The 15,054-nt window shown below is 30.9% G+C and carries 23 protein-coding genes; 15 read left to right on the top strand and 8 right to left on the bottom strand.

Translation table 11 applies throughout. From position 1 onward, the window contains the following. Positions 1-45 precede the first annotated feature (45 nt). From H593_RS0111300 to H593_RS0111275, 6 genes are all read left to right on the top strand, one after another. Positions 46-492, top strand: a complete 447-nt coding sequence (locus H593_RS0111300; protein WP_028872546.1) for a DUF4870 domain-containing protein — start codon at positions 46-48, stop codon at positions 490-492. 181 nt (positions 493-673) lie between these two features. Next, a complete protein-coding gene (locus tag H593_RS0111295) occupies positions 674-1,012 on the top strand; it encodes a PadR family transcriptional regulator (protein ID WP_028872545.1) in 339 nt (112 codons plus the stop codon). Further along, positions 1,012-2,865, top strand: a complete 1,854-nt coding sequence (locus tag H593_RS0111290; protein WP_028872544.1) for a PspC domain-containing protein — start codon at positions 1,012-1,014, stop codon at positions 2,863-2,865. The genes H593_RS0111295 and H593_RS0111290 overlap by 1 nt, the downstream gene beginning before the upstream one ends. Before the next feature lie 92 nt (positions 2,866-2,957). Then, a complete protein-coding gene (locus H593_RS0111285) occupies positions 2,958-3,440 on the top strand; it encodes a nuclear transport factor 2 family protein (protein WP_028872543.1) in 483 nt (160 codons plus the stop codon). A 31-nt stretch (positions 3,441-3,471) separates the two neighbouring features. Next, entirely contained in the window at positions 3,472-4,200 is a 729-nt protein-coding gene (locus H593_RS0111280) for a head GIN domain-containing protein (protein ID WP_028872542.1), read from the top strand. Between the two features lie 272 nt (positions 4,201-4,472). After that, the gene (locus H593_RS0111275; RefSeq protein ID WP_037052216.1) at positions 4,473-5,306 is read left to right on the top strand and encodes a GIN domain-containing protein; all 834 of its coding nucleotides are present in this window, start codon (positions 4,473-4,475) and stop codon (positions 5,304-5,306) included. 83 nt (positions 5,307-5,389) lie between these two features. Here the strand turns inward: H593_RS0111275 and trxB are convergent, their stop codons facing one another. Next, on the bottom strand, positions 5,390-6,367 hold the full coding sequence (gene trxB / locus H593_RS0111270; RefSeq protein WP_028872540.1) for a thioredoxin-disulfide reductase: 978 nt from the start codon (positions 6,365-6,367) through the stop codon (positions 5,390-5,392). 159 nt (positions 6,368-6,526) lie between these two features. Here trxB and H593_RS0111265 point away from each other — a divergent pair, with 159 nt between their 5' ends. From H593_RS0111265 to H593_RS19085, 4 genes are all read left to right on the top strand, one after another. Then, positions 6,527-6,994, top strand: a complete 468-nt coding sequence (locus tag H593_RS0111265) for a hypothetical protein (RefSeq protein WP_028872539.1) — start codon at positions 6,527-6,529, stop codon at positions 6,992-6,994. A gap of 293 nt (positions 6,995-7,287) precedes the next feature. After that, the gene (locus H593_RS0111260; protein WP_157588835.1) at positions 7,288-7,671 is read left to right on the top strand and encodes an arsenate reductase family protein; all 384 of its coding nucleotides are present in this window, start codon (positions 7,288-7,290) and stop codon (positions 7,669-7,671) included. A gap of 63 nt (positions 7,672-7,734) precedes the next feature. After that, positions 7,735-8,013 (top strand): hypothetical protein, encoded by a 279-nt coding sequence (locus H593_RS0111255; protein ID WP_028872537.1) that lies wholly within the window; start codon positions 7,735-7,737, stop codon positions 8,011-8,013. A gap of 23 nt (positions 8,014-8,036) precedes the next feature. Continuing rightward, positions 8,037-8,438 (top strand): helix-turn-helix domain-containing protein, encoded by a 402-nt coding sequence (locus H593_RS19085; RefSeq protein WP_051229712.1) that lies wholly within the window; start codon positions 8,037-8,039, stop codon positions 8,436-8,438. Positions 8,439-8,483: 45 nt separating this feature from the next. On the opposite strand, the gene H593_RS21010 is transcribed toward H593_RS19085, so the two are convergent. The 4 genes from H593_RS21010 to H593_RS0111230 all read right to left on the bottom strand — a co-directional run bounded on the left by H593_RS21010 (position 8,484) and on the right by H593_RS0111230 (position 10,210). Continuing rightward, positions 8,484-8,621, bottom strand: a complete 138-nt coding sequence (locus H593_RS21010) for a hypothetical protein (RefSeq protein WP_169338366.1) — start codon at positions 8,619-8,621, stop codon at positions 8,484-8,486. A 32-nt stretch (positions 8,622-8,653) separates the two neighbouring features. Further along, positions 8,654-8,815, bottom strand: a complete 162-nt coding sequence (locus H593_RS20510) for a DUF1328 family protein (RefSeq protein ID WP_084142313.1) — start codon at positions 8,813-8,815, stop codon at positions 8,654-8,656. Between the two features lie 113 nt (positions 8,816-8,928). Beyond that, a complete protein-coding gene (locus H593_RS0111235; RefSeq protein ID WP_028872536.1) occupies positions 8,929-9,642 on the bottom strand; it encodes an SOS response-associated peptidase family protein in 714 nt (237 codons plus the stop codon). Between the two features lie 118 nt (positions 9,643-9,760). Next, positions 9,761-10,210, bottom strand: a complete 450-nt coding sequence (locus H593_RS0111230) for a ferritin-like domain-containing protein (protein WP_028872535.1) — start codon at positions 10,208-10,210, stop codon at positions 9,761-9,763. Positions 10,211-10,733: 523 nt separating this feature from the next. Between H593_RS0111230 and H593_RS19080 the strand changes: the two genes are divergently transcribed. Beyond that, entirely contained in the window at positions 10,734-11,612 is an 879-nt protein-coding gene (locus H593_RS19080) for a helix-turn-helix transcriptional regulator (protein ID WP_245585042.1), read from the top strand. A 3-nt stretch (positions 11,613-11,615) separates the two neighbouring features. Continuing rightward, positions 11,616-11,777: a helix-turn-helix domain-containing protein gene (locus H593_RS21275; protein ID WP_245585041.1), complete on the top strand. Its 162-nt coding sequence runs from the start codon at positions 11,616-11,618 to the stop codon at positions 11,775-11,777. Between the two features lie 221 nt (positions 11,778-11,998). Here H593_RS21275 and H593_RS0111220 read toward each other — a convergent pair whose 3' ends face one another. From H593_RS0111220 to H593_RS0111210, 3 genes are read right to left on the bottom strand one after another with little or no spacing between them, the layout of a single operon-like run. Beyond that, a complete protein-coding gene (locus H593_RS0111220; RefSeq protein WP_028872534.1) occupies positions 11,999-12,199 on the bottom strand; it encodes a hypothetical protein in 201 nt (66 codons plus the stop codon). Between the two features lie 2 nt (positions 12,200-12,201). After that, positions 12,202-12,552: a hypothetical protein gene (locus H593_RS0111215; protein ID WP_028872533.1), complete on the bottom strand. Its 351-nt coding sequence runs from the start codon at positions 12,550-12,552 to the stop codon at positions 12,202-12,204. Between the two features lie 3 nt (positions 12,553-12,555). After that, positions 12,556-12,888, bottom strand: a complete 333-nt coding sequence (locus H593_RS0111210) for a YtxH domain-containing protein (RefSeq protein ID WP_028872532.1) — start codon at positions 12,886-12,888, stop codon at positions 12,556-12,558. Between the two features lie 170 nt (positions 12,889-13,058). On the opposite strand from H593_RS0111210, the gene H593_RS0111205 reads away from it, so the two are divergent. From H593_RS0111205 to H593_RS19075, 3 genes are all read left to right on the top strand, one after another. Continuing rightward, positions 13,059-14,420 (top strand): NAD-dependent succinate-semialdehyde dehydrogenase, encoded by a 1,362-nt coding sequence (locus tag H593_RS0111205; protein ID WP_028872531.1) that lies wholly within the window; start codon positions 13,059-13,061, stop codon positions 14,418-14,420. Positions 14,421-14,431: 11 nt separating this feature from the next. Beyond that, positions 14,432-14,584 carry a hypothetical protein gene (locus tag H593_RS21005; protein WP_169338365.1) on the top strand — a complete coding sequence of 51 codons (153 nt, stop codon included), beginning with the start codon at positions 14,432-14,434 and terminating at the stop codon, positions 14,582-14,584. A gap of 225 nt (positions 14,585-14,809) precedes the next feature. Next, on the top strand, positions 14,810-15,054 hold a 245-nt coding region (locus H593_RS19075; protein WP_028873090.1), incomplete at its 3' end, for a helix-turn-helix domain-containing protein.

Genomic DNA, 15,054 nt, shown 5'->3' with positions numbered 1-15,054 from the left:
TAAAGACATATATTTGTATAAGAAATTACTATATGCTTTTTCATCATGACAACTAATCATCAAAAAAACATCGCAACTTTTATTCATTTATCAACCTTTAGTAGGTTTATAATTCCGTTAGGAAATTATCTTGGGCCCATTATATTATGGATGGTAAACAAAGATAAATCTGAATTTATAGACACACACGGTAAACAAGCCATCAATTTTCAAATTAGCATTTTGTTGTATACATTAATTATGGGTACGCTTACTATACCGTTTTTTATTTTCAAATTCTTTAACGGTTTGGACTTTATAGATTTTCATGGGTTTCATGATTTTCACATCAATATAGGAGAACCCTCTCCACTACTTTATGTAACAGGTGGTTTAGGTTTTCTAGCCATTATTGGATTTATTCTAGAACTCGTATTTATAGTTATTGCTAGTTTAAAAGCTAGAAATGGTGAGTTGTATGAATACCCTTTAACTATTAATTTTATAAAATAAAATCATGCGAATTAATCACTCGCTATTTATATATAAAAATCAATCAATCAAAAAATGAACAGTTTATTTAAATTTAATCTCATCCTACTATGACACGAGCATTATCTAAGTTATTGTTGAACTATCAAATCGTCAAAAATGCACACTGCATAAGACCTTTGAAAAACATTAGAAAAACTTTATGAAAATAGAAAACACAAAAGCACAAATGCGGAAAGGTGTATTAGAATACTGCATTTTGTCAGTATTAAAAGATGATGATGCCTATGTCGCAGAAATCTTAAGCACACTTAAAGATGCAAAACTGCTTGTTGTAGAAGGGACTATCTATCCACTTCTCACAAGGCTAAAAAATGCTGGATTACTCAATTATCGTTGGGAAGAATCCACCTCTGGACCACCAAGAAAATATTATGGTCTTACAGAGACAGGTCAGTTATTTTTAAAAGAATTAACAACAACCTGGACCGAATTACAAAACGCAGTTAATATAGTAACAAGACAAAAAAACACGAAATAATGAATAAAACAGTCAACATAAATTTAGCAGGTATATTCTTCCATATTGATGAAGATGCATACTTAAAATTACAACGCTATCTTGAGGCTATAAAACGTTCATTTACAGACTCTCAAGGTCGTTCTGAAATTATTTCAGATATAGAAGCGCGTATTGCAGAACTTTTTACTGAACGTGTACAAAATACAAAACAAGTTATTGGAAATAAAGAGGTTGAAGACGTAATCACAATCATGGGACAACCTGAAGATTACCTTGTTGATGATGAAATTTTTGAAGATGAACCTCAGCAACAAACCTATTCTAGTAAGCGTAATGCAACATCAAAGAAACTATATAGAGATCCAGACAACTCTTATGTTGGAGGTGTTTCTTCTGGATTAGCTCATTATTTTGGTATTGATGCCCTTTGGATTCGTTTAATTTGGATATTACTCATATTTGGAGCAGGAACTGGAGTGTTACTTTATATATTACTTTGGATTTTTGTTCCTCAAGCAGTTACAACATCAGAAAAATTACAGATGAGGGGAGAGCAAGTAAATATCTCCAATATTGAAAAAAAAATCAAGGACGGATTTGATAGCGTCTCCAGCGCAGTTCAAAATGTAGATTTAAAAAAACATGGTGATAAAATCAAGGATAGCTTTGATCATGTGTCTGATTCTATTTCCGAAGGGGTAAAAAAAGCAGATCTACCTCGTCAAGGCGAGCGTATAAAATCAACATCCAGCTCATTTTTTGAAACCATTGGTAATATATTCATGTTCTTTATAAAAATTTTCGCAAAGTTTTTTGGGTTAATCTTAATGTTCGTAGGTGCGGTAACTATAATTTCATTGGTCATTAGTCTATTTAGTGTCAACTTAATGGATAATATTCATTTCCCAGGAGTTGATTTCTTTGATGTTACAGATGCCACAAGAATGCCTGTTTGGTTGATGTCTTTGATGCTGTTTCTTTTCTTCGGAATAATAGCATTTTTTATCTTCTATTTAGGACTTAAGATTTTAATTACTAATCTAAAATCTATTGGTAAAACTGCTAAATACACATTATTAGGTCTGTGGATAATCGCATTTATTACATTAGCTGTAACACTTGCTAGGTTTGGAATGAGCTACCAAGATGAAGGATCATATATAAAAACCGAAAAAATAGCTTCTCTTACTAAAAAGGATACTATCACAGTAAGAATGAACAAAAATGATTTATTAACCACAAAATACAATAGAAGTTACAGGTTTAGAACTGCCTATAACGAGAATGATGAAAAAGTATTATTCTCTCAAGGTGTGAGGTTGATTGTAAAAACGACAAGTGATAGTATTGCCAAAATACGAATAGAGCGCGCAGCTAAGGGCTACGATGTATCTGATGCGATGTCAAGAGCAGAAAAAATAGATTACACATATGAGGTTAAAGGAAAGACGATATTATTAAATAGTTATTTCACGCTTCCTTTAAATGAATCTAGAAAAGATCAAGAGGTAAATATCACATTGTATTTGCCAGAAGGCAGCATCCTTTATGCAGATGAAAACACATTTAATTATCATTACAATGGCTCATATTATGACGATATTTTGGATCAAGATATGGAAGAACGTCATCTTAAAATTATCACTAATGGAATTGAATGTTTAGATTGCCCAATCGAAGAACCGTTTAAAACTGAAGTTAATGTAGAAGAGGAAAATAGATTAGAAATTAACGAGGATGGCATCAAAGCAAAGTCAAATAACAGTAGTCTTCAAATTGATGACAAAGGCATAAAGGCAAAAACTGGCGAGGTCGAATACGAAATTGACGAGGATGGCATAAAAATCACAACAGATAATGACAATAATTAACAATTCATCGCAATTAATCAACGGTTCAAGTAATTAAAATTTAATTAACCAACTATTTTTCAAATATTTGAACCATCACAATCAATCAAAAAATGAAACAGTATTTATTTTTATTTTTCTTCGGAATAGGATTCAGTATCAATGCACAGACCTATTCCGAAGTTTATAAAACTTTAAAAGCTAATGATAGTTTAATATTTGAGCGCTCATTTAACAAGTGTGAATTACAATACCTAGATCAACTCATCTCTGATGATTTTGAATTTTACCATGATACTGCAGGTATCACCAATTCAAAAAAACTGTTTATTCAAACCATGAAAGACGGCGTCTGTAAATCTAACAGCGTCACAAAGCCAACTCGAGAATTAGTTGAGGAAAGCATAGAAGTCTTCCTATTAAAACACAATGGAAAAATTTATGGCGCCTTACAAAACGGGATTCATAAGTTTTTTGAAACAACCAACGGACATAAAGTTGTTGGTAGTACTGCAAAATTTTCTCACTTATGGCTTTTAGAAAACGACAAATGGTTTTTAAAGCGTGTCATAAGCTTTGATCATCAAATGAAATAATAATAATAATCATCAATAAAAAAAATCAATCATGACAACACTTACAAAATTCACAATCGGAATCTTATTAAGTTTATTATTTGTCTCTTGCAATTTTGACATCAACTTAGATTCGGGTGTTACAGGAAATGGTATTGTATCAACAGTAGAGAGAACTCTGGATGCAGACTTTAACCAAATAGAAGTTAGCAGAGGCATAGACGTATATCTCACACAAAGTGATACGCCATCTTTAAAGGTACAAGCAGATGAAAATTTACATGAAATTATCATTACCAAAATTGAAAATGACGTATTAAAAATCTATGCTGAAGACAACATTAGAAAATCTGAATCAAAAAAAATAATGGTAAACATTACAAATTTAAATTCTGTTAGCGCTACTAGCGGTAGCGATGTATTTTCTACAAATACAATTAAAGCAGAAACTATAAAACTAATCACGACGAGTGGAGCAGACATCGAGGTAGAGCTTGATGCACAATACACAATACTCGCGTCAACTAGTGGAAGCGATATTAAAGTAAAAGGTTCTACCAATACATTAAGCGCGTCTGCAACAAGTGGTAGTGACATAGATGCTGAAGGTCTTATTTCTCAAATATGTACAGCTGCTGTAACTAGTGGTGCCGATATTTCGGTATACGTTAAAGAAAAAATTACTGCTAGCGCAACGAGTGGCGGAGACATCAAGTATTATGGCAATCCTAAAAACACGAGTATCTCTGATGCTGTTTCTGGTAGTGTTAGAAAGCAGTAAATACATGTAAACAACCAGCAAATCCGACGTTATTTTAAAACCATTTCAAACTCAAATCAAGTTTGGGATGGTTTTTGTTTTATATTTGTTCTAATAATGAACTGGAATTGACTTTTGTTTTAAACTAAATTATTTTGCTATAATACTTAAACTAAATTATTTTTAAAAGCATAGCCTTCAGCTATCGTTTTAAAAATAATGATGTTAGATTGCAAAATTTAAGCTTTATAGATAAAAGAAAAAGCAAACACGAGTTCAACAAACAAATTATAATGAAAAACAGTACTTTAATTCTATTACTCGTTTTCGGTTTTGGCACATACAGTTTTGCCCAAGAGCTAGAAAAAATAAAAGGTGATAGAAATTTAACGATTGAACAAACTTACATCGATGGTTTTCAAACAATCGTTGTAGCAGAGGATTTTAATATTGAGTTATTTTATAGTAAAAAACCTTCTGTACAAATTGAAACAGATAGTAATCTCCACGAGTATATAAAAATTAATGTCATAGACAGTGTTCTCACGATCACAACCTCTCGTGAAATACGCGCTAGAAGCCTAAATATCAAAGTAAATTACAGTGACGCTTTCTCTAATATTGAAGTTAAAGATGATGCCGAAGTACGCTCATTAACATCCTTAGAATTAACTAATGCCTCTCTAAAAACGAGTGGTTCTGCAAGAGCATATCTTAACATTAAAGCCAATTCTTTTAGTTTTATAAGTACAGAAAAAGCCAAAGTAAAACTTAATGTTACTGCAACTAATGTTGCTTTAGAAATTAGTGATAATACTAAAATGGATGCACTCATAAATGCCACTGATGTGAAAATGGATTTATATCAACGATCTAGTGCAACTATAGAAGGAACTATCACGAACCTTAATCTTAGAGCAGATAATAACGCTCAATTAAACGGAAAGAATTTCACAACCAAAACTTGTACTATTCTTGCTGAAATGGATAGCAACGTTTATATAGACGTTATAGATGCTATTACAATTGACGCTTCTGGATCTAGTGAAATTTACCTCTTCGGAAATCCGAAAATCACACTTAATACCTTTATCGGAACAGTTAAACTACAAAAGAAAGAAAAGTAGAGTTTGCACATTTCCGAAGTGCATATAATAAAAAACCCGAAGCTTTGAAAGTTTCGGGTTTTTTATTATGGATGCTACCACGTTTAGTAAACTGGAGTAGATATCTCAAAATCAGAGTCCTTAGCTGCTAAGTAACGCTCTGCATCTAAGGCTGCCATACAACCCGTTCCTGCCGCTGTGACTGCTTGACGATACACATGATCTGCTGCATCACCAGATACAAATACACCCTCTACATTTGTTTTAGATGTTCCTGGTGTATTAATGATATAACCCGTCTTATCTAGTGTCAAGAAATTCTTAAAAATATCTGTATTTGGTTTGTGACCAATCGCTACAAAAAATCCAGTTACTGGAATTTCAAATGTCTCATTCGTTTTATTATTTATAGCTCTAACACCTGTTACTACTTGTCCGTCGCCTAAAACCTCATCAGTTTCTGTATTGAAAAGTATGTCGATGTTTTTAGTATTTTTTACTCTAGTTGCCATGATTTTAGAAGCTCTAAATTCATCTTTTCTAACCAACATGGTTACCTTCTTACAGAGCTTTGATAAATAATGTGCTTCTTCACAAGCACTATCTCCTGCTCCAACAATAACAACTTCTTGATTTCTATAAAAGAAGCCATCACAAACTGCGCAAGCAGAAACGCCTCCACCGAGTTTAAGATACTTTTGCTCTGAGTCTAAACCTAAATATTTAGCAGATGCTCCGGTTGAAATAATGATGGTTTGACAGTGAATTTCTTTAGTTTCATTAACCCAAACTTTATGAGTATCTCCAGAAAAATCAACTTTGGTCACCCAACCATCACGAATATCTGTACCAAAACGAGCTGCTTGGTTTTGTAACTCTATCATCATTGCTGGACCTGTGATACCATCTGGATATCCTGGGAAATTTTCTACATCATTGGTAGTCGTTAATTGACCCCCTGGTTGTGTGCCTTGATATAATACTGGCTCCATATTTGCTCTTGCAGCATATATAGCCGCTGTATAGCCTGCAGGACCAGAACCTATGATTAGACATTTTAATTTTTCTATTGTATCTGACATGTTATTTTAATTCAGTTTATTCTAAACAAAAGTAGGATTATTGATAGAATACTTACATTAAAAGTATTAAAAGTTATTATCACATCATAAGTAATTTATATCACAATAATTCATGTCATTATTTTTTTGTAAATTAATACAAGCATAAAAACTAACCTCATGAAAACACGTGTAACTTTTATTATCTTATTTGCGTTACTTTTCTCCTGTAAAGAGAACACAACTATAGTTAAAGAAGCTGTCGAAGTAGCAATCGTTGAGGAGCCTTCTCTTGAAGGTACTTGGGAAATGATTGGACTTTATAACTATAAAAACAATGAAGTCGTAGACTCGTTCAAAACCAGAGAAGGTAATCGGCAAATAAAAATGTACACTAAGAGTAAAGTTATGTGGAGTAAACTTGTACCTGCTGATTCTACGGAATATTTTGCATATGGAGCCTATTCACTTAATGATTCAATATTAAAAGAAACCTTAGACTATGGTTCTAAAACCATGAATCTTGTCATTGGTAAACGTAGAGATTATATTTTTAAAATTGTTTTAGAAAAAGATAAGTTCAGCCAAATTGAAATTGATGAAGATGGAGATAAGATTTATTCTGAAAACTACAAACGTGTAGATTAAAAAAATCAAACTAACAATTGATCTTTGATTATTAGATCAACTGTGTTTACCTTGAAGTATTAGACTATCCGATTATTATTTTAAGTTCTATTTAGATGTAACGAAAACAGGGTTTTTGAACAAAACCTTTCTTAAAAATCACTTACAGTTGTAGTCATACTATTGGGTTTTTTATATCTATGATTAATCAATTGCGTCAATCATTGTAGAGTATGAGCTAAGATCTAAACAGATTTAAAATTATTTTATTAGAGAAATAAAATACAATGGGAATCATATCAAAACATCATAAAATGATAAAAATATATTATAGTTCAAAGTCTAATGTAGGAAAGCAAACACTTGGTTACTTACAAGCTTCATTAAAAAATTTATTGGACATTGATATCACTAAGACGAATGTTACAGGTACGCAATGGAAAGAACTGGCGGAAAACTTAGGAGTAACAATTGGAGAACTTATAGATTGTGAGCATCCTGCATTTACGTCAAAGTATGATACAGAAACAAATCTTGATGAGCATGGCTGGATAAAAGTTTTAGATAACAATCCTGAGGTTTTAAATTACCCAATAGTTATTATAGGTAAGAATTTTTACCAAATAACTAATCCTTCGGAAATTGAAAAACTATTAGAACCGAACAGTAAAGGAATAGACGAAAAGAAAACGATATAAAGCACCCTTATATGTTAACTATATGGTAATTTTATAACTATTAATTACAAATTACCAATGAGAATGGTTAAGACTATATATATTGATAACGTAAAAATACATGGAATAATATCATCACTATCTGAGCAATTAGGTATTGATTATACTAATGATGGCGACGACTATTGTATAGATGTTGATGATGCGTTTGGTAAGGGTTATATTAGAGGTATTCAATTCTCTCATGGATTATCAGTTATTGAAGCTGGATTAACATCTAGCAAGAAAATAAGACCTTACTTAGAAAAGCTAGTGATCAAGGTGCAACTTCAACTCTTCAATTACAAAGCAGATATCAACTAATCTTATCACAACATGTTGAGCATTTGTATACAGAAACATTCAATAAAGAAGATTGTTATAACATTTCACAATCGCAAATTCAAAAAATTAGAATAATTACAAATCATATCATTGATAACCCGGGGTTAAACCATTCTCAGGATGAGCTTTGTTCTCAATTTTTCATTTCACAGTCAAAGTTACAGTTTGGATTTAAAGAAATTCATAAAACTACCGTCTCGAACTTTACAAGAAATGTAAGATTAGAAAAATCTGAAGAATTATTGTGTAACTCAGAATTAAATATCTCTGAAATTGTATATACTGTAGGGTTTACAAGTAGAAGTTATTTTAGTAAAATTTTTAAATTGAAGTATGGCTGTAACCCTACAGCGTATAAACAACGGCTTCAAACCCACACTCCCAAACAAAAATTTATTGCATAAAAAAAAGCCTCATAATAGAGGCTTTTTTTATTGGTATAGATCTAATTAATCTACTGCATCCTGCACATCATCTGCAACATCTTCTACTACATCTTCTACTTTGTCTCCTGTAGTTTCTCTACAACTAATAAATACTGTAGAAATTGTAAATAGAATAAGAAATACTCGTCCTAATTTTTTCATAATTGGTTGTTACTTAAGTTAATTGATACTCATTATTTTTTTACTATGCCTTTTAATAATGATAGAACAAACAACACTAAAAATACAAAAAATAAAATTTTTGCAATAGATGCTGCTCCACCTGCAATACCTCCAAATCCTAGTATTCCTGCAATTATCGCGATTATTATAAATGTGATTGTCCAACGTAACATATCTTTAAAGTTTTAAATTAACAAGTAACTTGACCATCAAATCACTAGGTAACAAATATCGCTTAATTTAATGTAACTAATTGCCTCATAAAAGGTTAACCTTAACTCTATTACTAATTTCGTGACACTTTCATCATGGCATAAAAATTATCACTAATGACAATACGCTTAAAAATTCTGGTATTATCATAAAAATCTTCCTTTATTGGATGTGATAGAAAATCATAGCGATCATGAGTTTTAATGAGACATCTCAAATCCTTTAATTTTAAATCAGGGCTTAACCAAGAGCGATAATCCTTCTTCTTTAAAATTAAAGGTTTTTGTTTACCAAAGTTTGGCACCTTTGAATACTCCAAACCAGAATTGGTTACTAACAGAGAACAGGTTAAAAACCCATCACTGATTCTATTGTAAATTCCAGCTATGCAAAATGGTTTATGATTGCTCAAGTGAACATGATGAGTACATAATTTTCCATTAATTAATTTAGATGTAAAGAAACCATTTACCACAATTAGACACCTTCTTTCGTTAAGGCATTCCGAATAAATCTCTTCATTCAAATGGTCATCATCAATATTGGTATTCAACGTATTCGTGAAATTTTGAAATGCATCCCAGCTATCATCATATGCCTCTGGGAGTAATCCCCAAATCGCAAAATTTAATTCAGGATATTTTACAGACGTTATTATAGGTAAATTTGATTCTTTTAGACCATTAACTATCGCTTTCGGTTTATATAAATTAGGGTATTCAAATTTCGCATTTAGTTCATTTTCAACATCTGATAACTCACACGTACTGGATAATTTATAAAACATTTTTTACTTTCAAGTAAGTAAAAATATGAGCAGCCCTTTAACTCAAATCATGTAAAAATGTCTTCAAATGAAAAAGACACCGTGAAGATGTCTTTTTACTATCAAAAAATGATTTTGATTATCTCAAATCTTCTAAAGATTTAATATTGGATAGTCCATTTATAATGGTGTTCTTTTGAATAGTTAATATTGATTTTGTTGATGCGGGTAAACTGGTCTCATTTAAAACTTCGTTATACTCTTCTATTGATGCTTTTTCTCCTCTAATTGCTTCTTCTAACATAGACTCTTCATTATCTCTAGAAAACAATGATTTCAAATCCATCCATGCTCTATGTACTGCACCGGTAACGCTTCCGCCTTTATCTATATCTTGGTTAAAAGCTTTAATCTCTGTCTTTAACTCATGACCAAAGTTATAACGTTCTTGTACTTTTTGATTAAAGTAAGATTTTAACGATGCGTGTTCTATGTTTTGAGCAGCTGTTTTGAAACCTTTCTCAGCATCATATGTTTTTTCTAATAAATCGTTTAATTTTTCTCCAACCTCTTTTGTGTAAGTGCTCATTTTCATATGTTTTAAATTGTACGATAATTTTCTTTAATGATGCTTATCGCTTAGCATCACAGCTTAATAGATTTAATTATAAACTTTACTACAAATTTATAATATCCCTAGAAGTTGTATTAATTGATATGCTCGAAGTTTTAACGCAAACCCATCGTTAATAAAAGTATTTTCAAATTCAAATTCAAAACCTGAGTGATTTATAATCACTCAAGTTTTGTATAACAAAGAAACATATTATACAGTCTTATTTACATAACAATTTAAATTACCGCTTATTTTTAGCTCAAAAGCACTCTATGTCTGTAGATATTAACACAAACAAAAAAACTCAGTAATTTAACCAATTACTGAGTTTTACCTAACCAACTTCATTAAGATTGAAGTGAGTACTACCAATAAAAAAGTATTTCACACAAAATACATTGCAGTGCTTTTTCACATTTTATTTTAACTTTTTCTTAAAAATTAATATTAAATTTGAAAATATATTTATCAACTAACATTTTTACAAGAAATAGCCATGTTTGAAATTGATATCATTACTTTGAACCAAAAAGATACTTTACGTCAAATACAAGATGTGTTAGGAGGAAAACTAATAGAGACATCAAATGAATTTAATCTTATTTTTGACAATGAACATGTCAAAGGAACAATTAAGTATATCCCATTTGATTGGGGAGTTAACTTATTAGATTTTGATATTGAGTTTTCAAAAGATGTTATTCTAAAAATTGAAGCGTCCGAATTTAATCCAATTCGTTTTATCTATACTCATAACGGTGATTTCAAACATAGATTTGGAATCAATAATGAAGAAAAATTGGTAGAGCAATTTCATTCGTTGATTTTTACTAATAAGAAAGGTGGATTTAACTATGTTCATTTTCCGAAGAATAAAAAATTAGAGGTAAATATTATTCAAATTGTTAGAAAAAAGTTTTTACAAAAAAGAACAACTAATGTCTCATTATTAAATGACCGATTATATGATGTTTTTGTAGATACGGACCATGACAATCGCTTCTCTCACTATGGTGCATTAAATTTGAGAATGTCTGACTACATAAAAAAACTAAAAAAGATAAAGTCTAAAGGGATGGTACGAATCCTAAAAATTGAGTCTATTGTTTATGATATGTTATCATTGCATATAGAGCAACATAATAAATTTTTAAGAGGCGTACAATTACCAGTATCACTGTCTAAAACAGAATTGAAAGGTATTAGAAAATTAGGGGACAAGATTATAAAAAACCCCTCATTTAGTTATTCGCTAGAGCAGTTATCAATTGAATCTGCTTTATCGCAAGCTAAATTACAAGACGGTTTTAGGTTTTTATATAATAGAACTGTCACAGAATATGTTAGACATATAAGGCTTGAAGCCGCTCGATAACTGATGAGAAGTGCTGACTTAAATGTTTCACAAGTTGTTTATAGTATTGGGTTTACAAGCAGAAGTTACTTTTCTAAAATTTTTAAAGAAAAGTACGGTATCACCCCAAACGAATATAGAAAGAGTGCTCTTAATAATTTGATTATAGAAGAATCTGCAGCGTAAAAACAGCCATTTTTAACTCGCAAATTTAAAAAAGCCATTTCAATCTTTTAGTTAATTAAAGAAAATAAAAAGTACCTCGAACAAAAGCTTGAGATTCAAACAAAAATGATATTAGCCTTACACTATATTATTTATTTAAAAAATAACTAAAACCCCTTTTTAAATATAAAAAAAGCACAGATTAAAATCTGTGCTTTGAATGTGAATAAATCATAAAGCTTTCACCTAATTATCTTTTTAAGTAACATAATTGCCCCATACTTATAAGCATACTTCCAAATAGTTTGCAGCCAAACAGAGGGTTTTAAATCTTCTTTAATTTCTCCTTTTACGCCTTTGAGCTCTTCAATAGCTATTTGTCTCTCAAGGCTCAATCTCTTAAGATCAAATTCAATCTCTTCAAATGTTTTATAATTTTTCATAATTATTTATCAAAAAACTTATTGGCCATTGAGCTTATAATTTTACTGTTTATATGACTTCTTAGTAGATAAACAATAAATGAAAGGAGTAAAAATATAGCTCCTATAATTAAATAACCTAAAGACATATTCCCCAAGTACTCTCCTATCGCTATAGCTCCTGCTACAGCCGTAAAGATTACAGAAAAAGCTATCAAACCTCCTACGACTGCAAATTTCGTTACTAAACTTAAAGTCAAAGTTAATTGTTGAAATACTTTTAACTTAAAGTATTCCTTCGAGGTTTTTACATACTTTTCTGCAGTATCAGTTGCCCTATCTGTAGTTTCGTTTAAGGATTCAAAAACGGTCATTTGTTATGAGGTTTTTTGTAAATTCTTATTTTTAGCTTTAAGAATAGCTAATTTTTTTTCTAAAGTACTAATGACATCATCTGCTTTATAACTAACATCTGATACTATTGTCTCCAACTGATTATCAAATGTATCTTTATGGTTAACTACGGTCGAAGTTACTCGGTCTTTCAAATCAGTAGCGGTATGAGCTAACCGGTCTTTTTGTAATTGCGCTTCATCAGCTATCTTTTGTCTAGTAATGATACCCTTATCTGGAGCAAATAAAATTCCTAATGTTGCTCCAATTACCGTTCCCGCTAAAATTCCTATAATTGTATTACTTTCTTTTCCCATGATATTAAATTTTTATTATTTTTTGATTCCACACAAATATCACAAAAAACTAAAACCTGGGTTAACGCTATAGATTTAAATATTGACTTAAATCGAAATGTATAACGGTCAATACTTTTTTCTAATGAGTTAAGCTAAACTCTTATAACACACTAACTTTATAAAAAAAAATGTCAAAAATAGAAACTACAAATCCGTACACTAATTTAAAGATTGAAAGCTATAATACGTTCTCCTCAGAAAAAGTGACTACGATCCTCGAAACTAGTAAAGACGTGTTCAATAGGTGGAAATTAGTCGAAGTAAAAGAAAGAGTAAAATTACTTGATAATGTGGCAGATGTATTATCTAAAAACATCAACACCTATAGTCAACTTATAACAGATGAAATAGGGAAACCTATTTCTGAAAGTAAAGCCGAAATAGAAAAATGTATTTACCTCTGTGATTTCTACAAGAAAAACGCAAACTTACTATTAGCAGACGAACTTATAGAAACAGAAGCAAATGAAAGCTTTATCAGTTATGATCCTCTAGGTGTAATATTAGCAATAATGCCTTGGAATTATCCGTTTTGGCAGGTTATGAGATTCGCCATTCCTGCGTTAACCTCTGGTAATACAGCTCTATTAAAACATGCTACAAATGTCACTGGTTGTGCTTTAATAATCCAAGATGTTTTTGAAAAAGCAAAATATCCAAAAGGTTGTTTTCAAACGCTTATTGTAGATCATGATCAAATTGAAAAAATTATTGAAAATGATATTATAAAGGCTGTATCACTCACAGGTAGTGAACAAGCCGGAAGAAAAATTGCAGCAATAGCTGGTAAAAATTTAAAAAAGACAGTATTAGAATTGGGAGGCAATAACGCTTGTATTATTCTAGAAGATGCAGACTTGAACAAACACATGACTACTATTATAAAGTCTAGGATGCAAAATACTGGTCAAAGCTGTATTGCCGCTAAACGTTTTATAGTAGTTGAAGCTATTTATGATGAGTTTCTCAAAATATTCACTTCAAAAATAAAAGAACTTAATTGTGGAGATCCCTCTAAAGAGAGCACAGATATCGGAGTTCTAGCAAGACAAGATCTTGCAGACACATTAGAAGACCAGGTTCAAAAATCTATCGAAAAAGGAGCAAATATTCACTTCGGAAATAAAAGAAATCAAACGTATTACCAACCTACCATTTTAACAAAAGTAGAACCAGGTATGCCTGTATTTGACGAGGAAACCTTTGGTCCAGTGGCCTCAATTATAAAAGTTAAAGATAAAAATGAAGCCTATGAAATGGCTTCAAATTCAAAATTAGGCCTTGGTACAATGATTTTTACTAAGGATAGTGAAGATGCTAAGAAACATGTATCAAATATAGAAGATGGGTCCTTCTTTATAAATGAATTAGTTAAATCAGATCCAAGGCTCCCATTTGGAGGAACTAAAGCTTCTGGTTACGGCAGAGAACTCTCTAGGGAAGGCTTATTAGAATTCGTAAATATAAAAACAGTTTACATTAATAAATAAAATTAAAAAAAATGAAATTCATAAAAAAAGAAGACGAAAAAAGTAGAGATTATCTTTTACAAAAGGATGACACGACAAAAACAATGTCAACATTTGTAATCGTAGTATTAATTGTACTTGTAATCGCAGTAGTAGCATCAGGAGTATACTTTATGAACAATTAATTTTAATATACTAGAACGTAAATATTCCTCATTTATCATAACCTTAGTATCAATACTCACATGAACTAACTCATTATGAAAACGACTATGTCGTAAATAATAATTAAACTATTAATTATTTCTCGTAAATAAAATCTAAGTTCAAGTTATAAGTGCAACACGAATATTTAAAATAGATGGGGCTAGCCCCATCTATTTTAGGCTCAATATTTATATTCGTTTTGAATGAAACATTATAAACAATTGACCTTGTCACAAAGGTATCAAATCTCTGCATTATTAGAGACAGGAATTACTATTACACAAATAGCAATAATTATTGGTGTCAATAAAAGTACAGTATCAAGAGAGTTAAAAAGAAACACGCCAAGTAGAGGAAGTACAGCTGGTAGTTATATTCCAGAACACGCTCAACAGAAGGCAATTAATAGACATTGTTTGAAACCCAAGCCTATAATCTTAACTGATGA

The sequence above is a fragment of the Psychroserpens burtonensis DSM 12212 genome (assembly GCF_000425305.1).
Classification (GTDB): Bacteria; Bacteroidota; Bacteroidia; order Flavobacteriales; family Flavobacteriaceae; genus Psychroserpens; species Psychroserpens burtonensis.
Note: the sequence above shows the minus strand (reverse complement) of the source record. Positions and strands in the feature narration are given on the sequence as shown.